This is a genomic window from Lelliottia sp. JS-SCA-14 (assembly GCF_035593345.1).
Taxonomy (GTDB): domain Bacteria; phylum Pseudomonadota; class Gammaproteobacteria; order Enterobacterales; family Enterobacteriaceae; genus Enterobacter; species Enterobacter wanjuensis.
In genome coordinates, this window is the sequence record NZ_CP141606.1 from 3977858 (window position 1) to 3997082 (window position 19225).

A 19225-nucleotide genomic window follows, 5' to 3' on the forward strand; every position below is an offset into this window, starting at 1 on the left:
CGGCGCAAGCTTGCCGGGCGAAACCTCCTCTTGCACCCGCCCTGTCTCCCGTTTTATCCTCTGCCCCTATGAAAACCCCACGCCTTCCCATTGCCCTCCAGCAAGCCGTCATGCACGCATTGCGGGATAAACTCGCGCAAGCCAACCTTAAACTCGGGCGCAACTATCCTGAACCCAAACTGGTCTATCAGCAGCGTGGTACCTCGGCGGGCACCGCCTGGCTTGAATCCTATGAGATCCGCCTGAATCCGGTGCTGATGATGGAAAACGAGCAGGCGTTTATCGAGGAAGTGGTCCCGCACGAACTGGCGCACTTGCTGGTGTGGAAACACTTTGGCCGCGTGGCCCCGCACGGCAAAGAGTGGAAGTGGATGATGGAAGCCGTGCTCGGCGTTCCCGCCCGGCGCACGCACCAGTTCGAGCTGGAATCAGTACGGCGTAACACCTTCCCCTATCGCTGCCAGTGCCAGCAGCATCAGCTGACCGTCCGGCGTCATAATCGCGTGGTGCGCGGCGAAGCCACCTACCGCTGTGTCAAATGCGGTGAACCGCTGGTCGCAGAATAATCAATTGAACAATCAGGAACTTTCCTGATCTGACTGATTGCATACTGGAACATCTTTAGCTACGTTGCGGGCTCGTTTTGACACGGAGTTTGAGATGTCCCGTAATTATTCTTTCGCTGTTGCCCTTCTGGCGACAGTGCTCACAGGCCCTGCGCTGGCCGACGGTATCAACAATTTTTCTCAGGCCAAAGCCGCAGGCGTCAAGGTGAACGCCGATGCACCGGGTGATTTCTACTGCGGCTGCAAAATTAACTGGCAGGGTAAAAAAGGGGTCGTTGACCTCGAGTCGTGCGGTTACAAAGTGCGTAAAAACGAAAACCGCGCCAACCGAATCGAATGGGAACATGTGGTTCCGGCATGGCAATTTGGCCACCAGCGTCAGTGCTGGCAGGACGGCGGGCGTAAAAACTGCGCCAAAGATCCGGTCTATCGCCAGATCGAAAGTGATATGCACAACCTGCAACCGGCCGTGGGCGAAGTGAATGGCGACCGCGCCAACTTCATGTACAGCCAGTGGAACGGCGGCGAGGGCCAGTACGGCCAGTGCGGAATGAAGGTCGATTTCAAAGAGAAAGTCGCCGAGCCGCCGGCCCGCGCGCGCGGCAGCATCGCCCGCACCTACTTCTATATGCGCGATCGCTACGAGCTGAATCTCTCCCGCCAGCAAACTCAGCTGTTCAACGCCTGGGATAAGCAGTATCCGGTCACCGACTGGGAGTGCGAGCGCGATAACCGCATCGCCAAAGTCCAGGGGAATCACAACCCGTACGTGCAGCGCGCTTGCCAGGCGCAAAAGAGCTAACCTACACTAGCGGCAATTGATTCATACCGTACTCATATGGAACTTCTGACTATGCGCATCCCCCGCATTTATCACCCGGAACTGATTGCCGCTGGCAGTGAAATTGCTCTTTCCGACGAAGCCGCCAACCATGTTGGCCGCGTACTGCGCATGGGCGCGGGCCAGGCCGTGCAGCTTTTCGACGGCAGCAACCAGGTTTTCGACGCCGAAATCACCCGCGCCGATAAAAAGAGCGTGCAGGTTAACGTCCTGCGCGGCGAAGTGGATGACCGGGAATCCCCGCTGCATATCCATCTGGGCCAGGTGATGTCGCGCGGTGAAAAGATGGAATTCACCATCCAGAAATCGATCGAACTGGGTGTAAGCCTCATTACGCCACTTTTTTCTGAGCGCTGTGGCGTTAAACTGGATGCTGAACGTCTGAACAAAAAGATTCAGCAGTGGCAGAAGATCGCCATCGCCGCGTGCGAACAGTGCGGCCGCAACCGCATTCCGGAGATCCGCCCGCCGATGGATTTAGAGGCGTGGTGCGCCGAAGAAGAGAGCGGCCTGAAGCTCAACCTGCACCCGCGCGCCAGCGCCAGCATCAACACGCTGCCGCTGCCGGTCGAGCGCGTACGACTGCTGATTGGCCCGGAAGGCGGGCTGTCGGCGGACGAAATTGCCATGACCGCACGTTATCAATTTACTGATATTCTGTTGGGACCTCGCGTTCTACGTACTGAGACGACTGCACTCACAGCCATCACCGCACTGCAGGTGCGTTTTGGCGATCTGGGTTGAAGCATTAACGGAGAAGAACAATGATCAAGCTCGGCATCGTGATGGACCCCATCGCAAGCATTAACATCAAGAAAGATTCCAGCTTCGCAATGCTGCTGGAAGCACAGCGTCGCGGCTACCAGCTCCATTACATGGAGATGGCCGATCTTTACCTGAACAATGGTGAAGCCCGCGCCCGCACGCGCATCGTTAACGTCGAGCAAAATTACGATAAATGGTACGAGTTCGGTTCTGAGCAGGACATCCCCCTCGCAGAACTCGACGTGATCCTGATGCGTAAAGATCCTCCGTTCGACACCGAATTCATTTACTGCACCTATATCCTTGAGCGTGCTGAAGAGAAAGGCACGCTGATCGTCAACAAACCGCAGAGTCTGCGCGACTGTAACGAGAAGCTGTATACCGCCTGGTTCTCCGATCTGACACCAGAGACCCTGGTCACCCGCAACAAAGCGCAGCTGAAAGCCTTCTGGCAGAAGCACGGCGATATCATCCTCAAGCCGCTGGACGGCATGGGCGGTGCGTCGATCTTCCGCGTCAAAGAGGGTGACCCGAACCTTGGCGTGATCGCAGAAACCCTGACCGAGCACGGCACCCGCTACTGCATGGCGCAGAACTACATTCCGGCCATCGTGGATGGCGACAAACGCGTGCTGGTGGTTGACGGCGAGCCGGTGCCTTACTGCCTGGCGCGTATTCCGCAGGGCGGCGAAACCCGTGGTAACCTGGCCGCCGGTGGCCGTGGCGAACCGCGTCCCCTGACCGACAGCGACTGGGAAATCGCCCGCCGCGTCGGCCCGATGCTGAAAGCCAAAGGGCTGATTTTCGTCGGCCTGGATATCATCGGCGACCGCCTGACGGAAGTGAATGTCACAAGCCCAACCTGTATCCGCGAAATCGAAGCCGAGTTCCCGGTCTCCATTACCGGCATGCTGATGGACGCGATCGAAAAACGTCTGAAGCAGTAACTCGCTTAACGGCGAAGTATATACAAGGCCCAGGTTTCTCCGCATACTGGGCCTTGTCGCTTTTTAAACCAGGAATCAGAACCTCTGACAATGAATTTACAGCATCACTTTCTTATTGCCATGCCTGCTCTCCAGGACCCGATTTTCCGTCGCTCGGTCGTTTATATCTGCGAATACAGCGAAGACGGCGCGATGGGGATTATCATCAACAAACCGCTGGAAAATCTGCAAATCGAGGGCATTCTTGAAAAACTCAAGATCACCCCTGAAGATCGCGCCCCGGAGATCCGCCTTGATAAGCCGGTGATGCTCGGCGGCCCGCTGGCAGAAGATCGTGGCTTTATTCTGCACACCCCTCCGGGTTTCTCCTCCAGCATTCGCGTTTCCGATAATACGGTTATCACCACCTCACGCGACGTGCTGGAAACCCTGGGCACACACAATCAGCCTTCCGAAGTGCTGGTCGCGCTGGGCTACTCCTCCTGGGAGAAAGGCCAGCTGGAGCAGGAGATCCTCGACAACGCGTGGCTCACCGCCCCGGCCGACCTGAATATTCTGTTTAAAACTCCGATCGCCGATCGCTGGCGTGAAGCGGCGAAACTCATTGGTATCGACATCCAGACCATGCCTGGCGTAGCGGGGCACGCATAATGAGCGGAACCCTTCTTGGCTTTGATTTCGGCACCCGAAGTATCGGCGTGGCGATCGGCCAGCGCATTACCGGCACCGCGCGTCCGCTAACGGCGATAAAAGCCCAGGACGGCACGCCCGACTGGAACATCATCGAGCGCCTGCTGAAAGAGTGGCAACCCGAAGCCGTTATCGTCGGCCTGCCGCTCAACATGGATGGCACCGAGCAGCCGCTCACCGCCCGCGCGCGTAAATTTGCCAATAAGATCCATGGCCGCTTTGGCGTCGTGGTTAAGCTGCACGATGAACGCCTGAGCACCGTTGAAGCCCGCGCCGGTCTGTTTGAGCACGGCGGCTTCCGTGCCCTGAACAAAGGCAGCGTCGATTCTGCCTCGGCGGTGATCATCCTCGAAAGCTTCTTCGAGCAAGGGTTTTAACGTCGCTAAAGCCTTCCCTGCGCTTTGCGCTCGGCGAGACTCTGGTCAAAGTTCTGCATGCCCGCCTGCTGCCCGGTCTGAATCACGCCGGGCAACTGCCAGGTTTTCCCCTCGCGAATCAAGTTTGCCGAAGCCGGTGTGTTGACCAGCATCTCGAACAGCGCCACGCGCCCGCCCTGAACGTCCCGCATCAGCTTTTGCGCCAGTACTGCACGTAAACTTCCTGCCAGCTGATTACGCACCGGATCTTTCTCTCCGGCCGGGAAAGTGTCCACCAGCCGTTCAATGGCCTGCGATGCTCCGCGCGTATGCAGCGTCGCCAGCACCAGATGCCCGGTCTCCGCCGCCGTGAGTGCCAGGCGGATCGTTTCGCTGTCGCGCAGTTCGCCCAGAAGAATGACATCAGGATCTTCGCGCAGCGCCGCCCGTAGCGCCTGCGCAAATGTCGGGCAGTGCAGGCCGATCTCACGCTGCTGGATCAGACAGCGGTGGCTTTGATAGACATACTCCACAGGATCTTCCAGCGTCAGAATATGCCCGTCGCAGTGGTGGTTGAGATAATCCACCATTGCCGCCAGCGTGGTGGATTTGCCGCTGCCGGTCGCTCCCGTGACCAGAATCAGGCCATTGTCACTGGAGAGCAGATCGGGAATGACGCGCGGTACGCCGAGCGTCGAGAGCTGCGGGCACTCCACCGGCAGGAGCCTCAGCGTGAGCGAGACGCCATGAATATGCACAAACGCGCTGGCGCGTAATCGCTGACCACCGAGCAACGTCACCGCAAAATCCACGTGACCGTTCGCCCACCAGGCGCCCTGCTGTTCGTCATTCAGCCAGGACTTTAACAGCAGCGCAACATCGGGCGGGGGAAACGGCGCTGGTTCGAGTTTGCCTAATCTACGCCAGCGCGGCGGGGAATCGCTGCACAGGTGTAGATCCGAGACATTATGCTTTACACTAAGGGCCACAATTTCTTCCATATCCATACAACCATCCTCGGACTCATGAACGACATTGCGCATAACCTGGCACAGGTCAGGGACAAAATCTCAGCCGCTGCAACGCGTTGCGGCCGTGCTTCAGAAGAAGTTTCGTTGCTTGCAGTGAGTAAAACCAAGCCTGCGAGCGCCATCGCAGAAGCCATCGACGCCGGGCAGCGTGCTTTTGGTGAAAACTACGTTCAGGAGGGTGTGGACAAAATTCGCTATTTCCAGCAAGCCGGGAAGGCGAGCCTACAATGGCACTTTATCGGCCCGCTGCAGTCGAACAAAAGTCGGCTGGTCGCAGAGCATTTCGACTGGTGTCATACGGTCGACCGCCTGCGTATCGCGACGCGGTTGAGCGACCAACGCCCTGCCGGGATGGCTCCACTTAACATCCTGATTCAAATCAATATTAGTGATGAGAACAGTAAGTCAGGTATCACTCTGGCTGAGCTGGATGCGCTGGCCGAACAGGTGGCGGAACTGCCCGGTCTGACGTTGCGTGGACTGATGGCGATTCCGGCACCCGAAACGAGTTACGACAGGCAGTTTGCCGTAGCACAGCAAATGGCTGTAGCATTTGAGGCGCTTAAAGCGCGCTACACCACCGTAGACACGCTTTCACTGGGCATGTCAGACGATATGGAAGCCGCCATCGCGGCAGGCAGCACTATGGTGCGCATCGGCACAGCTATTTTCGGTGCGCGCGATTACACCCCAAAATAAGGAAACCTGAGGAACGCCATGAAGACGTTGACTTTCCTGCTCTCAACGGTCATTGAGCTGTATACGATGGCGCTGCTGTTGCGCGTCTGGATGCAGTGGGCCCGCTGTGATTTTTATAACCCCTTCTCGCAGTTTGTCGTGAAAATCACGCAGCCTGTGATTGGGCCGCTGCGCCGCGTGATCCCGCCGATGGGGCCAATCGACAGCGCCTCCCTGCTGGTGGCGTTTGTGCTCAGTATCATCAAAGCCATCGTGCTGTTTATGGTGGTCACCTTCCAGCCGATCATCTGGATCGCCGCCGTATTAATCCTGCTGAAAACCATCGGCCTGCTGATTTTCTGGGTGCTGCTGGTGATGGCGGTAATGAGCTGGGTCAGCCGCGGCCGTAGTCCGGTCGAGTACGCCATGATTCAGCTGACCGAGCCGCTCCTGCGCCCGATCCGCAATCTGCTGCCAGCCATGGGCGGGATCGATTTTTCGCCGATGATTCTGGTTCTGCTGCTGTATGTCCTGAACATGGGCATCGCTGAACTGTTACAGTCAACGGGCAACATGCTGCTGCCGGGGCTGTGGATGGCGCTATGAGTGCCGTCAGCTCCTGCGTCGACGGGCTGGTTTTACGGCTGTATATTCAGCCGAAAGCCAGCCGCGACAGCATTGTCGGATTACATGGCGACGAATTAAAAGTCGCCATTACCGCTCCTCCCGTGGACGGCCAGGCGAACGCGCATTTGACCAAATATCTGGCAAAACAGTTTCGCGTCGCCAAAAGCCAGGTCATCATTGAAAAGGGTGAACTGGGACGTCATAAACAGGTAAAAATCCTCAACCCGCAAAACATCCCGACGGAAGTCGCGGCACTGTCACAACAGGATTAAATTATGCAGAAAGTTGTTCTCGCCACCGGTAACGCCGGTAAAGTGCGCGAGCTGGCCTCGCTATTAAATGATTTTGGTCTGGACGTGGTCGCGCAGACCGAGCTGGGCGTGGATTCGGCGGAAGAGACTGGCCTGACGTTTATCGAAAATGCGATCCTGAAAGCGCGTCACGCGGCACAGGTGACCGGTCTTCCGGCGATTGCGGATGATTCAGGCCTGGCGGTAGATGCTCTGGGCGGTGCACCGGGTATTTACTCTGCGCGCTACTCCGGCGTGGATGCGACCGATCAGCAGAACCTGGAAAAGCTGCTGGAAACCCTGAAAGACGTACCGGACGCACAGCGTCAGGCGCAGTTCCACTGCGTGCTGGTCTATATGCGTCATGCAGAAGACCCGACGCCGATCGTCTGCCACGGCAGCTGGCCGGGCGTGATTGCTCGCGAATCGGCGGGTAACGGCGGCTTTGGCTACGATCCGATTTTCTTTGTCCCTTCTGAGGGCAAAACCGCCGCGGAACTGACCCGCGAAGAAAAAAGCGCGATTTCCCATCGTGGGCGCGCGTTGAAACTGTTACTGGAAGCATTACGTAATGGCTAATTTGCCACCTCTGAGTCTTTATATTCACATCCCGTGGTGCGTGCAGAAATGCCCGTACTGCGATTTCAATTCGCACGCGCTGAAAGGCGAAGTGCCGCATGACGACTACGTTCAGCATCTGTTAACCGATCTGGATGCCGACGTACCTTACGCACAGGGACGTGAAGTTAAGACCATTTTTATTGGTGGCGGTACGCCGAGCCTGCTCTCTGGCCCGGCGATGCAAACGCTGCTGGACGGCGTGCGAGCGCGCCTGAATCTGGCAGCCGATGCGGAAATTACGATGGAAGCCAACCCTGGCACCGTTGAGGCCGACCGTTTTGTCGAGTATCAGCGCGCCGGGGTGAACCGTATTTCGATTGGCGTCCAGAGTTTTAGCGAACCTAAACTCAAGCGACTGGGGCGTATCCACGGTCCGGAAGAGGCGAAGCGCGCGGCGCACCTGGCAACCGGCCTGGGGCTGCGCAGCTTTAACCTCGATTTGATGCACGGTCTGCCCGACCAGTCTCTGGAAGAGGCGCTGGACGATCTGCGCCAGGCCATCGAGCTGAACCCGCCGCATCTCTCCTGGTATCAGCTGACGATTGAGCCGAACACGCTGTTTGGTTCGCGCCCGCCGGTCCTGCCCGACGACGACGCCCTGTGGGATATTTTCGAACAAGGTCATCAGTTGCTGACAGCGGCGGGTTATCAGCAGTACGAAACCTCCGCCTACGCGAAGCCGGGCTATCAGTGTCAGCACAACCTCAACTACTGGCGTTTTGGTGATTACTTAGGGATTGGCTGCGGCGCGCACGGCAAAGTGACCTTCCCCAATGGGCGCATTCTGCGTACCGCCAAAACCCGTCATCCGCGAGGGTATATGGAAGGGCGTTATCTGGAGCGTCAGCACGACGTGGAAGTGGAGGATAAACCCTTCGAGTTCTTCATGAACCGCTTCCGCCTGCTGGAAGCCGCGCCGCGCGCGGAGTTTGCGCTCTACACCGGCTTGCCGGAATCGGTGATTCGCCCGCAGATTGATGAAGCGCTGGCGAAAGGGTATCTGACGGAGTGCGACGCATTCTGGCAGATCACCGAACACGGGAAGTTGTTCCTTAACTCCCTGCTTGAGCTGTTCCTCGCCGAAGAGTCCTGAAGACGGCTTCAGGATTTTGCATCCCGTTCTGCTGGCCGAGGGAAAGGCTGGCAGAGTGTGGGGATGGAAAAATCTAAACAACTCCGCAAAGGTATGACTCCCGAAGAACTTCACCTCTGGTATTTACTCCGGGGGCGTCGTTTTTACGGGTTCAAGTTTCGTCGCCAGATGCCCATAGGGTCATACATTGTGGATTTTGCCTGCTTTGAGGCAAGGTTGATTGTCGAGCTTGATGGCGGCCAGCATCAGGATGATTATGAGTATGACTTACGCAGGACTGCGTTTTTGAACGCCAGCGGCTGGCGAGTGATTCGTTTCTGGAATAATGAATTCAGGACGAATGAGGAAGGGGTTTTGGGTGCCATTTTGGACGGTTTGAATCGTCTGGTCCCCTCACCCCAGCCCTCTCCCAAAGGGAGAGGGAGCTAAAACCGCACCTGACCGATCCCCTCTCCCCGCGGGAGAGGACCGCACCTGACAGATCCCCTCTCCCGTGGGAGAGGGTTAGGGTGAGGGCAACAAACCGCACCCTTACTTAAGCGTCCCCACCAGCGCCTTCCGGCTATCTTCCAGCGTCACGACGCGCTGGCACACGTCTTTACCAAACTTCTGGAAATCCGCTTCCTGATTCTTCCATTCGTTCTGAATCGAAGTCTGCAATCCGCCCAGGCTGCCTAATACGCCCTGCAGTGGATTACCGCCGCCTTTCAGCACGGCTTTCGCACCCATCTCATTGATGCTGTCCTGCAGGATGCCGCCCATCGCCTGGTTCACCAGGTTCTGGCCGTCGGCACGGACCTGATCGATAGCCTTATAGTGGAACGTCAGGCCATCCGTACGGTGCTCAATGATGCGGTTCATCTGCTCTTTCAGCTGGGCGTCCAGCTTGGTCAGGCGGGTGCGCATATTGCTGCTCTCACCCACCTCTTTAGCGATGATCTTATCCAGCGCCACGCGGCCTTTCTCGACGCGCGTCAAAGCGCCTTCGTCGATCCACGGCAGCGCCGAGCGGAGATCCGCCTGATAATCTTTCGCCTGCTCGCGTTGGGCCGCGCTCAGGGTATATTGTTTGCCGTTGTACATCACGTTGCCATCAGGCGTGATCACCAGATTACCGTTCTCACCTTTTACCTGAACGGTTTGCGGGCTGAGAATCACATCGTCGCGCGGTGTGACTTCACATTTGTATTCCGCATGGGCAGTTAACGCGGTGGTCATCAATGCCACAGCCAGCAGCGTTTTGCGCATCATATTTATCCCTCAAGACAAAACGGGCCGGCATTTGCCGGCCCTTTGCTAGTTAGTCCCACCAAATGTCGAAAAGTTCGCTAACGCGGACCTCTTCGAATTTGCGGTCTTCCAGCCATTTGCGCACGAGTGCCTGCTGTTCTTCGGTGCACTTACCGATCTCTTGCTTGCAGATCAGGCCTTCCCAGGAGAGATAGCCGCTGCCATCAAACGCCAGTTTGTTCGGCTCGATCACTTCATCGATAAAGGCGTCAACTTCCTTATCAATGGTTTCTACGCTCGTCCCTTCCGGGAAACGCCATGCGACGGAAAAACCGACTTCCTGGAATTCCTCGATGTGCATCTTTTTACGCAGACGACGGCTACGGTTTGCCATTATTTAACCCTCTCGAACATTAAGTCCCATACACCGTGACCAAGACGATGGCCACGCTGTTCAAATTTCGTTACCGGACGTGAATCCGGTCGCGGTACGTAGTCGTTGCTCTGTGACTGGTTTTTATACCCGTCGAGTGACGACATCACTTCCAGCATGTGTTCCGCGTAAGGTTCCCAGTCGGTGGCCATATGGAAGACACCGCCCAGTTTTAGCTTACTTTTCACAAGCTCAGCAAATTCTGCCTGAACGATACGGCGTTTATTATGACGTGCTTTGTGCCACGGGTCAGGGAAAAAGAGTTGAACCATGTTCAAAGAATTGTCAGGAATCATTTTGTGCAGCACTTCGACCGCATCGTGGCACATGACGCGCAGGTTCTCGACGCCCTCTTCGTGCGCGGTGGCAAGGCATGCGCCCACGCCCGGTGAGTGCACTTCGATGCCGAGGAAATTCTGCTCCGGACGCGCTTTCGCCATCGTCACCAGTGAAGAACCCATACCGAAACCGATCTCCAGGGTGATCGGCGCATCGCGACCAAACAGTTCGGCGAAGTCGACTGGCTGTTCGCTGAACTCAACGCCCATCACCGGCCAGTAGTTATCCAGCGCATGTTGCTGCCCTTTTGTCAGGCGCCCCTGACGGCGGACAAAGCTGCGAATACGGCGCAGCGGGCGACCGTTTTCATCAAATTCCGGTGAAATGACGTCGTTTTTCATAAAAGAGTAGTCTGCTTGTGAGATTGTTCGGGAAACGGGCATTATCCAAAGTTAAGCCCTGTATGCAAGCATGGGAAAGATCCGGTTTACAGTCGCAAGGCGCTGTGCTGCAATCTGCGTCCCTGATTATGCGAATCGATACTCATGCAAGCCTCTCAATTTTCAGCCCAGGTGCTGGACTGGTACGACAAATACGGGCGTAAAACCCTGCCCTGGCAAATTGAAAAAACGCCGTACAAAGTATGGCTCTCCGAGGTGATGTTGCAACAAACTCAGGTCGCGACGGTTATTCCCTACTTCGAGCGTTTTATGGCGCGATTCCCGACGATCACCGATCTCGCCAACGCGCCGCTCGATGAAGTGCTGCACCTGTGGACCGGGCTTGGCTATTACGCCCGCGCGCGCAATCTGCATAAAGCGGCGCAGCAGGTGGCGACGTTGCATAAGGGTAAGTTCCCGGAAACCTTCGATGAAGTGGCTGCCCTGCCTGGCGTCGGTCGTTCCACGGCGGGCGCGGTGCTTTCTCTCTCACTCGGTAAACATTTCCCCATTCTCGACGGCAACGTGAAACGCGTGCTGGCGCGCTGTTACGCAGTGGACGGCTGGCCGGGCAAGAAGGATATTGAGAAACGCCTGTGGGAGATCAGCGAAGCGGTGACGCCCGCGAAAGGCGTTGAGCGCTTCAACCAGGCGATGATGGATTTGGGGGCGATCGTCTGCACTCGCTCCAAACCGAAATGCGAGCTCTGCCCGGTGAACAACATCTGCGTGGCCTATGCGAATCACTCCTGGGCGCAGTATCCGGGCAAAAAACCGAAGCAGACGATCCCTGAACGCACGGGCTTTATGTTGTTAATGCAGCACGGCGATGAGGTGTTTCTTGCCCAGCGTCCGCCGAGCGGCTTATGGGGCGGACTGTACTGTTTTCCGCAGTTTGACAGCGAAGAGGGTCTGCGGGAGTGGCTGGCACAGCGGCATATCAACGCCGATAAACTCCAGCAGCTGACGGCGTTTCGCCACACCTTTAGCCATTTCCATCTGGATATTGTGCCAATGTGGCTTCCCGTGTCCTCCTTCGCCTCTTGCATGGATGAAGGCGTGGCTCTCTGGTATAACTTAGCGCAACCGCCATCCGTCGGGCTGGCAGCTCCCGTGGAGCGCCTGTTACAGCAATTACGTGCCGGAGCAGTGGTTTAGCTTCGACAAGACAACGAGGAATAAGAATGGCCAGAACAATTTTTTGTACCTATCTGCAGCGCGACGCCGAAGGGCAGGATTTCCAGCTCTATCCGGGCGAACTGGGTAAGCGCATCTATAACGAAATCTCCAAAGAGGCATGGGCGCAGTGGCAGCAGAAGCAGACCATGCTCATCAACGAGAAAAAACTCACCATGATGAACCCGGAACACCGCAAGCTGCTGGAGCAGGAGATGGTGAACTTCCTGTTTGAAGGCAAAGATGTGCACATTGAAGGCTACACGCCGCCGGAAAAATAACCGCGCGGGCTGATGCCCGGCGGCGCTTCGCTTGCACGGGCCTACGGACGGTAGGCCGGGTCAGCGCAGCGCCACCCGGCAACGGTCGCGACAAAGCAAACACAACACGCAATCCCGGAATGATGAAAAAATTATTAGCGCTAGCCCTTGTTGCGCCGTTGCTTGTGTCTTGTTCCAGTAAAAAAGGCGATAGCTATAACGAAGCCTGGGTAAAGGACACGAACGGTTTTGACATTCTGATGGGGCAGTTTGCCCACAACATCGAGAATATTTGGGGATTTAACGAAGTTCTGATCGCGGGACCGAAGGACTACGTTAAATATACCGACGCCTACCAGACTCGTAGCCATATCAACTTTGATGAAGGTACGATCACGATCGAGACCATCGCGGGAACGGAGCCTGCGGCGCGCTTACGCCAGGCGATCGTCAAAACCCTACTGATGGGTGACGATCCCGGCTCAATCGACCTCTATTCCGACGCTGACGATATCACCATTTCCAAAGAGCCGTTCCTCTACGGACAGGTTGTTGACCAGACCGGTCAGGCGATCCGCTGGGAAGGACGCGCCACCGCCTTCGCCGACTATCTGCTGAAAACGCGTCTGAAAAGCCGCAGCAACGGCCTGAAAATTATCTACAGCGTGACCATCAATCTGGTGCCGAACCACCTCGACAAGCGTGCGCATAAGTACGTGGGCATGGTGCGTCAGGCGTCGCGCAAATACGGCGTGGATGAGTCGCTGATCCTGGCGATTATGCAGACCGAGTCGTCGTTTAACCCGTACGCGGTGAGTCGTTCCGACGCGTTAGGGCTGATGCAGGTTGTCCAGCACAGCGCCGGGAAGGACGTGTTCCGTTCGCAGGGTAAATCCGGTACGCCGAGCCGCAGCTTCCTGTTCGATCCGGCCAGCAACATTGATACCGGTACCGCCTACCTGGCGATGCTGAGCAATGTCTATCTGGGTGGCATTGATAACCCGACGTCGCGTCGTTATGCGGTGATCACCGCGTACAACGGCGGCGCGGGCAGCGTACTGCGCGTGTTCTCGAACGATAAAATCCAGGCCGCAAACATCATCAACAGCATGGCGCCAGGGGATGTTTACTCAACCCTGACCACCCGCCACCCTTCCGCCGAATCTCGTCGTTATCTTTATAAGGTGAATACGGCGCAGAAGAATTATCGTCGTAGGTAGGTTTTACTTCACCCCTCACCCTAACCCTCTCCCAAAGGGAGAGGGGACGGTCCGGTGTTCTCCCTCCCCCGCTGAGGACGGTTTTTCTCCCTCTCCCTGCGGGAGAGGGCCGGGGTGAGGGCAACAGACCGCACCAGCCACACCCCATCCATACGAAAATGTTATTTGCATCACAATCTAAACTGCAAATTAATGAGGATTGCATTTTTTTGCGGGAGGTAACAAAACATAACCTCGCCTGCTGATAGAATTGCATCAAATAACAACCCTGAATGTTCCCATAACAACATATCTCCCGCTCAATTGTGAGGAAAGTAACATGAACCTTAAGCTGCAGCTTAAAATCTTGTCGTTTCTGCAGTTCTGTCTGTGGGGTAGCTGGCTAACCACGCTCGGCTCCTACATGTTTGTGACGCTCAAGTTCGACGGTGCGTCTATCGGTGCCGTATATAGCTCGCTGGGTATTGCAGCGGTCTTTATGCCAACGCTTCTGGGGATCGTGGCGGACAAATGGATTAGCGCAAAATGGCTCTACGCGCTTTGTCACCTGGTGGGGGCAGGAACGCTGTTTATGGCAGCCGGGGTGACCACGCCGGGGGCGATGTTTATGGTGATCCTCCTGAACTCGCTGGCCTATATGCCAACGCTGGGGCTTATCAACACAATCTCCTACTACCGCATTAAATCTGCGGGCATGGACATCGTGACGGACTTCCCGCCAATCCGTATCTGGGGCACCATCGGCTTTATCATGGCGATGTGGGGCGTGAGCTTCGCAGGCTTTGAGCTGAGCCACATGCAGCTCTATATCGGTGCTGGCCTGTCCGTTCTGCTGGCCCTGTTCACGCTGACCCTGCCGCACATTCCGGTGTCTAATCAGCAGCAGAAACAGAGCTGGAGCTCCATGCTCGGTCTGGATGCGTTCGCGCTGTTCAAAAACAAACGCATGGCGATCTTCTTTATCTTCTCCATGCTGTTGGGCGCTGAGCTGCAAATCACCAACATGTTCGGGAACACCTTCCTGCACAGCTTCGATAACAACCCGCTGTTCTCCGGTAGCTTTATCGTTGAGCACGCGTCGGTGATGATGTCGATTTCGCAGATCTCTGAAACCCTGTTCATCCTGACCATCCCGTTCTTCCTGAGCCGCTACGGCATCAAGAACGTGATGCTGATCAGTATCTTCGCGTGGATGCTGCGCTTCGGTCTGTTCGCCTACGGCGACCCAACGCCGTTCGGCACCGTGCTGCTGGTTCTGTCGATGATTGTTTACGGCTGCGCCTTCGACTTCTTCAACATCTCCGGTTCGGTGTTTGTCGAAAAAGAAGTTAAGCCTGAAATCCGCGCCAGTGCTCAGGGTATGTTCCTGATGATGACCAACGGTTTCGGCTGTATTCTCGGCGGCATCGTGAGCGGTAAAGTCGTGGAAATGTATACCACCAACGGGATCACCGACTGGCAGCCAGTGTGGCTGATCTTCGCCGGTTACTCGCTGGTGCTGTTCTTCGCCTTCATCGCCCTGTTCAAATACAAACACGTCCGTGTTCCGAATGGCGCACAGCCAATCGCACATTAAGATGTGATGCTCTTGTGCCGGGTGGCGGCTTCGCCTTACCCGGCCTAAGGCTTTTGTAGGCCCGGCAAGCCTAGCGCCGCCGGGCAACATTCCGCCAGCACAATCCCCACCGACAGCAAATCCGCACTGCCTCCCGGGCTTAAGTTTCGCGCAATCAGCGCATTATCCATCTCCGCCAGCGCCGCCCGATCCCAGCCATGAGCCACGAGGTTCTGAGCGTATCGCTGCACATAGCGCAGCCCTTCCATCCCGCCGCGCGACACCAGATTACTGTCCTGATTCACCGCCATTAAGCGCAACAGCAAATCATGCAGCGACTGACGATTCCACTGCGCCAGCACCTTTCTTACCGTCGTAAACCCGCTCTCCGCTTCGCCGCGCGCCCCCGTTAGACCATAATCCTGATATTGACGTTCACCGGCGGTTGCCCTGCCCGAACGGTCCACCAGCTCGCGATCCACCAGCCCGCGGCACATGTTACTTACCTCACAACAGAGTGTGTGTGCATTCACATTCAGCACCCGCCCGGCGGCATAACAGAGCAACCCCAGCGCAAAAATCCCGCCTTTGTGGGTATTGATCCCTCCCGTTGCGGCGTACATCGCCTGCTCGCAGGCCATCCCCATCGGACGAATCAGGCGCAGTTGTTCTGAGGCCGGTTTCGCGGCATGTTCCGCGCCCAACTCCGCAAAGCGCGAAAACCACGGCGCGATGGCCGTGATGCTGCGGACAAACAGCCCGTGATCCATATCGCGATGCGAACCGCTATTGAGCTTGTCCACCAGCCCCGGCTTCGGTGTGAGCTCCAGCTCCAGCCACAGAGCCTCTTCGGCGAGCTGTGGCACATCTATGATGCGCGGTTTAGTCGCGAGCGAACCAGGCATCGATCATCTTCTCCACGCGGGCGACAACCTGCTCGACCGGATGCTGACGCGAGCGGGAACAGGCGTGAGCGGGTTCGTCACAGATCAGGCAGCGACGCATGTTCTCACCCAGCGAACGCCGCCCGACGTGCCCGACGCTCGGACAAATCACGTCCATATCCCACAGCCGCCCAAGCGGATGCGTCTGTTCCAGCTCGGCGCAGTGGGCTTTGATTTCCGGTGCCTGATGGGCCACGCACCACATGGCTTCCGGCCCCGTCGGCAGCCACAAAACCTGACGATCGAGCACCTGCCAGCGGTGTTCCCACAGTAGCTGATCGCACATCTGCAACGCCACACCCATGGTATTGCGATAGCGCAGGCTGTCTTTGATTTCACCGGGCGTCACCAGGGTCAGGGAAATCACCGGTTGTTGATAGTGCGTAAGCCAGTCAGCCTGACGCGCCGCACGGCTCTCTTTCGCCGCCAGCATCTGCGTAAGGCTGACACCCGTTTGCACGGGTGTCGCGGTTGTCATGATTATGACTCCTTAACCTGTCGGACGGTGTCGATCACGCTGCCGTCACGGTAGCGGATCACGCCGACGATTTTGTTGGTAAATTCAATAGGTTTTGGCTCGCCGGTGAGCGAAATTGCTCGCGCATATAGAGCCTCGATATCAACAACTTTTAGCCCGGCCGCTTCCAGCCGCTCGCGGATCTCCGGGCGTGCTGGATTGACGGCGATACCGTGATCGGTCACCAGCACGTCGATACTTTCCCCTGGCGTTAAGCGCGTGGTCACACGTTTCACCACCGTCGGGATACGGCTGCGCAGCAGCGGTGCGACGACAATCGTCAGGTTCGCGGCGGCCGCCACATCGCAGTGCCCGCCCGATGCCCCGCGCATCACTCCGTCGGAGCCGGTAATGACGTTAACGTTGAAATCGACGTCAATTTCCAGCGCGCTGAGGATCACAACGTCGAGCTGATCGCAGCTCGCCGCTTTGCTGCCCGGATTGGCGTAGACGTTGGTGGAGATCTCCACGTGATTCGGATTGCGCGCCAGCGAGGCCGCGGCCTGTCCGTCAAAACATTGAGTATCGAGCAGTTTTTCAATCAGCCCTTTCTCATGCAGATCGACCAGGCTGCCGGTGATCCCGCCCAGCGCGAAGCGCGCCTTCACGCCGCTGCGCTCCATTTTTTCGCCCATAAAGCGCGTACAGGCGGTGGCCGCTGCGCCGGAGCCGGTTTGCATCGAGAAACCGTTTTTGAAATAGCCGGAGTGTTCAATCACATCTGCCGCATAGCGGGCAATCATCAGCTCTCGCGGATTACTGGTGACACGCGCCGCGCCGACGCTGATCTTCGCCGGATCGCCCACGCTCTCGACCTGCACGACATAGTCCACGCGATCCTGCACCAGGCTGGCGGGCATGTTCGGGAACGGCACCAGCTCCTCCGTGAGCAGCACCACTTTGCGGGCAAAATGGGCATCGACCATCGCATAGCCCAGCGAGCCGCAGCAAGATTTGCCCTGAGTGCCGTTGGCGTTACCAAACTCATCGCTGCACGGCACGCCGAGGAACGCGACGTCGATGTTCAGCTCGCCGTCCTGCAGAAGTTTGACGCGTCCGCCGTGGGAGTGGATCTGCACTGGCTCGTCCATCAGCCCGTGAGAGATGGCGTCCGCCAGTTTGCCGCGCATCCCGGAGGTGTAGATCCGGGTGATCACACCGCTCTGAATATGTTCGATCAGCGCATCGTTGCAGGTCATCAGCGAGCTGGACGCCAGGGTCAGATTTTTAAAGCCCATTTTAGCCAGCAGCGCGACAACGTTATTAATCACCCGGTCGCCTTCGCGAAACGCATGATGAAACGAAATGGTCATCCCGTCCTGCAGGCCGCTGCGCTTCACCGCCTCTTCCAGGCTTTCACACAGCTTGCGGTGATGTTTGGCGTCGACGTCGGCCAGCCACGGCGTGGCGCTGTGGGCCGTATCAAAGGGTTTGAGTTCCCGCAGATGGGGGAAATTCAGGTGGAGCAATTCTGTCTGATTCATTGTGTCATCCTTAGCGACGCACGCCGGAGGCAGCGGCGCGTTCCAGCACCCTCTGCGCGTGGTCAATAATCGGCGCATCGACCATTTTGCCGTTGAGCGACACCACGCCCAGGCCGTTGCGTTCGCCCTCTTCTGCCGCTTCGATCACTAACTTCGCGTGATCCACTTCCTGCTGAGTCGGCGCGTAGGCGTTGTGCAGCAGGTCGATCTGGCGCGGGTTGATCAGCGATTTGCCGTTGAAGCCCATCTTGCGGATCAGGTTAACTTCGCGCAGGAACCCGGCTTCGTCGTTGACGTCTGACCACACCACGTCGAAGGCGTCGATCCCGGCGGCGCGCGCCGCGTGCAGCACGGCGCAGCGGGCATAGAACAGCTCGGTGCCGTCGCCGCGTTCGGTTTGCATATCCATCACGTAGTCAAACGCCGCCAGGGCGATACCGATCAGGCGCGGGGAACTGCGGGCAATCGCCACGGCGTTAATCACGCCAATCGCCGATTCAATCGCCGCCATTACGCGCGTTGAGCCGACTTCGCGGCCACACTCGCGCTCAATGCGCTCCAGATGGCCTTCCAGCTCGAAGATATCTTCCGGGGTGTCGGTTTTCGGCAGACGGATCACGTCCACGCCCGCGCGCACCGCCGCTTCGAGATCCAGCAGACCAAACGGCGTGCTCAGCGGATTGATGCGGACCACGGTTTCGATATCCTGATACATCGGGTGCTGCAGCGCGTGGAAGACCAGCAGGCGTGCGGTGTCTTTCTCGCGCAGGGCCACGGCGTCTTCGAGGTCAAACATGATGGAGTCAGGGCGATAGATAAACGCGGTAGAGAGCATGGCGGCGTTGGCACCCGGTAAAAACAGCATACTGCGACGGAGTTTATTCATGACATTTTGCTCCAGTCGATCTGCTGCGTTTCTGAGGCGCGGATCAGCGCACTTTGCAGGCGGGCGCGGATCACACAGTCCAGCGCCCCTTTGTCTTCAACGATAATCAGCCCCTGGCGCACGTCCATGGCGCGCAGAGTTTCATCGACCACCTGGCGGATCTGCTCGCCAAACTGCTTAATCACTTCACTGTGGATGACAATCTCCAGCTCGCCGTGGGCGGGGGCGATTTTCACCATCAGGTCGCTGGACTCCTGCGTTCCGGCCAGCGCCTCCCTTACAATATTCATGATAAA

The 19225-nt window shown here is 57.3% G+C and carries 25 protein-coding genes; 16 read left to right on the plus strand and 9 right to left on the minus strand.

Annotation, left to right across the window (positions count from 1 at the left end; translation table 11 throughout):
• Positions 1-68 precede the first annotated feature (68 nt).
• The 6 genes from U9O48_RS18505 to ruvX all read left to right on the plus strand — a co-directional run bounded on the left by U9O48_RS18505 (position 69) and on the right by ruvX (position 4186).
• Positions 69-566: a SprT family zinc-dependent metalloprotease gene (locus tag U9O48_RS18505; protein ID WP_324722956.1), complete on the plus strand. Its 498-nt coding sequence runs from the start codon at positions 69-71 to the stop codon at positions 564-566.
• 94 nt (positions 567-660) lie between these two features.
• Positions 661-1368 carry a deoxyribonuclease I gene (endA, locus tag U9O48_RS18510; RefSeq protein ID WP_324722957.1) on the plus strand — a complete coding sequence of 236 codons (708 nt, stop codon included), beginning with the start codon at positions 661-663 and terminating at the stop codon, positions 1366-1368.
• A gap of 51 nt (positions 1369-1419) precedes the next feature.
• On the plus strand, positions 1420-2151 hold the full coding sequence (gene rsmE / locus U9O48_RS18515; RefSeq protein ID WP_282494396.1) for a 16S rRNA (uracil(1498)-N(3))-methyltransferase: 732 nt from the start codon (positions 1420-1422) through the stop codon (positions 2149-2151).
• Positions 2152-2171: 20 nt separating this feature from the next.
• Entirely contained in the window at positions 2172-3119 is a 948-nt protein-coding gene (gene gshB, locus U9O48_RS18520; protein WP_282494395.1) for a glutathione synthase, read from the plus strand.
• 90 nt (positions 3120-3209) lie between these two features.
• On the plus strand, positions 3210-3770 hold the full coding sequence (locus tag U9O48_RS18525) for a YqgE/AlgH family protein (protein WP_103946638.1): 561 nt from the start codon (positions 3210-3212) through the stop codon (positions 3768-3770).
• A complete protein-coding gene (gene ruvX, locus U9O48_RS18530; protein ID WP_285143815.1) occupies positions 3770-4186 on the plus strand; it encodes a Holliday junction resolvase RuvX in 417 nt (138 codons plus the stop codon). The genes U9O48_RS18525 and ruvX overlap by 1 nt, the downstream gene beginning before the upstream one ends.
• 5 nt (positions 4187-4191) lie before the next feature.
• On the opposite strand, the gene U9O48_RS18535 is transcribed toward ruvX, so the two are convergent.
• Positions 4192-5172 carry a type IV pilus twitching motility protein PilT gene (locus tag U9O48_RS18535; RefSeq protein ID WP_324722958.1) on the minus strand — a complete coding sequence of 327 codons (981 nt, stop codon included), beginning with the start codon at positions 5170-5172 and terminating at the stop codon, positions 4192-4194.
• A gap of 18 nt (positions 5173-5190) precedes the next feature.
• Here U9O48_RS18535 and U9O48_RS18540 point away from each other — a divergent pair, with 18 nt between their 5' ends.
• The 6 genes from U9O48_RS18540 (at position 5191) to U9O48_RS18565 (ending at position 8934) form a co-directional block, all read left to right on the plus strand.
• The gene (locus U9O48_RS18540; RefSeq protein WP_285157794.1) at positions 5191-5895 is read left to right on the plus strand and encodes a YggS family pyridoxal phosphate-dependent enzyme; all 705 of its coding nucleotides are present in this window, start codon (positions 5191-5193) and stop codon (positions 5893-5895) included.
• 18 nt (positions 5896-5913) lie between these two features.
• Positions 5914-6480: a YggT family protein gene (locus U9O48_RS18545; protein WP_095283298.1), complete on the plus strand. Its 567-nt coding sequence runs from the start codon at positions 5914-5916 to the stop codon at positions 6478-6480.
• Entirely contained in the window at positions 6477-6773 is a 297-nt protein-coding gene (gene yggU, locus U9O48_RS18550; RefSeq protein WP_285143818.1) for a DUF167 family protein YggU, read from the plus strand. Before U9O48_RS18545 ends, yggU begins: the two co-directional genes overlap by 4 nt.
• A 3-nt stretch (positions 6774-6776) precedes the next feature.
• Complete coding sequence (locus U9O48_RS18555) at positions 6777-7370, plus strand: XTP/dITP diphosphatase (RefSeq protein ID WP_095283300.1); 594 nt, start codon at positions 6777-6779, stop codon at positions 7368-7370.
• Positions 7363-8505 carry a radical SAM family heme chaperone HemW gene (gene hemW / locus U9O48_RS18560; RefSeq protein WP_324722959.1) on the plus strand — a complete coding sequence of 381 codons (1143 nt, stop codon included), beginning with the start codon at positions 7363-7365 and terminating at the stop codon, positions 8503-8505. The genes U9O48_RS18555 and hemW overlap by 8 nt, the downstream gene beginning before the upstream one ends.
• 63 nt (positions 8506-8568) lie before the next feature.
• Positions 8569-8934: an endonuclease domain-containing protein gene (locus tag U9O48_RS18565; protein WP_285143820.1), complete on the plus strand. Its 366-nt coding sequence runs from the start codon at positions 8569-8571 to the stop codon at positions 8932-8934.
• A gap of 102 nt (positions 8935-9036) precedes the next feature.
• Here U9O48_RS18565 and U9O48_RS18570 read toward each other — a convergent pair whose 3' ends face one another.
• From U9O48_RS18570 to trmB, 3 genes are read right to left on the minus strand one after another with little or no spacing between them, the layout of a single operon-like run.
• Positions 9037-9756, minus strand: a complete 720-nt coding sequence (locus U9O48_RS18570) for a DUF2884 domain-containing protein (protein ID WP_103946645.1) — start codon at positions 9754-9756, stop codon at positions 9037-9039.
• 49 nt (positions 9757-9805) lie between these two features.
• Positions 9806-10132, minus strand: a complete 327-nt coding sequence (locus U9O48_RS18575; protein WP_095283305.1) for a YggL family protein — start codon at positions 10130-10132, stop codon at positions 9806-9808.
• Positions 10129-10848: a tRNA (guanosine(46)-N7)-methyltransferase TrmB gene (trmB, locus tag U9O48_RS18580; RefSeq protein ID WP_282494387.1), complete on the minus strand. Its 720-nt coding sequence runs from the start codon at positions 10846-10848 to the stop codon at positions 10129-10131. The genes U9O48_RS18575 and trmB overlap by 4 nt, the downstream gene beginning before the upstream one ends.
• A gap of 144 nt (positions 10849-10992) precedes the next feature.
• Between trmB and mutY the strand changes: the two genes are divergently transcribed.
• The 4 genes from mutY to U9O48_RS18600 all read left to right on the plus strand — a co-directional run bounded on the left by mutY (position 10993) and on the right by U9O48_RS18600 (position 15119).
• A complete protein-coding gene (mutY, locus tag U9O48_RS18585; protein WP_416382095.1) occupies positions 10993-12045 on the plus strand; it encodes an A/G-specific adenine glycosylase in 1053 nt (350 codons plus the stop codon).
• 26 nt (positions 12046-12071) lie between these two features.
• Positions 12072-12344, plus strand: coding sequence for an oxidative damage protection protein (locus tag U9O48_RS18590; RefSeq protein WP_100778991.1), 273 nt, complete (start codon positions 12072-12074; stop codon positions 12342-12344).
• A 122-nt stretch (positions 12345-12466) separates the two neighbouring features.
• Complete coding sequence (gene mltC / locus U9O48_RS18595; RefSeq protein WP_285143822.1) at positions 12467-13543, plus strand: membrane-bound lytic murein transglycosylase MltC; 1077 nt, start codon at positions 12467-12469, stop codon at positions 13541-13543.
• Between the two features lie 319 nt (positions 13544-13862).
• Positions 13863-15119 (plus strand): nucleoside permease, encoded by a 1257-nt coding sequence (locus tag U9O48_RS18600; RefSeq protein WP_282494385.1) that lies wholly within the window; start codon positions 13863-13865, stop codon positions 15117-15119.
• A 44-nt stretch (positions 15120-15163) separates the two neighbouring features.
• Here U9O48_RS18600 and citG read toward each other — a convergent pair whose 3' ends face one another.
• The 5 genes from citG to citD are packed head-to-tail and all read right to left on the minus strand — an operon-like array spanning position 15164 to position 19219.
• Positions 15164-16003, minus strand: a complete 840-nt coding sequence (gene citG / locus U9O48_RS18605; protein WP_324722961.1) for a triphosphoribosyl-dephospho-CoA synthase CitG — start codon at positions 16001-16003, stop codon at positions 15164-15166.
• The gene (citX, locus tag U9O48_RS18610; RefSeq protein WP_324722962.1) at positions 15981-16520 is read right to left on the minus strand and encodes a citrate lyase holo-[acyl-carrier protein] synthase; all 540 of its coding nucleotides are present in this window, start codon (positions 16518-16520) and stop codon (positions 15981-15983) included. Before citX ends, citG begins: the two co-directional genes overlap by 23 nt.
• Before the next feature lie 2 nt (positions 16521-16522).
• Entirely contained in the window at positions 16523-18043 is a 1521-nt protein-coding gene (gene citF, locus U9O48_RS18615) for a citrate lyase subunit alpha (RefSeq protein ID WP_324722963.1), read from the minus strand.
• 10 nt (positions 18044-18053) lie between these two features.
• On the minus strand, positions 18054-18929 hold the full coding sequence (citE, locus tag U9O48_RS18620; RefSeq protein ID WP_103948147.1) for a citrate (pro-3S)-lyase subunit beta: 876 nt from the start codon (positions 18927-18929) through the stop codon (positions 18054-18056).
• Positions 18926-19219: a citrate lyase acyl carrier protein gene (gene citD, locus U9O48_RS18625; RefSeq protein ID WP_285143827.1), complete on the minus strand. Its 294-nt coding sequence runs from the start codon at positions 19217-19219 to the stop codon at positions 18926-18928. Before citD ends, citE begins: the two co-directional genes overlap by 4 nt.
• Positions 19220-19225 lie beyond the last annotated feature (6 nt).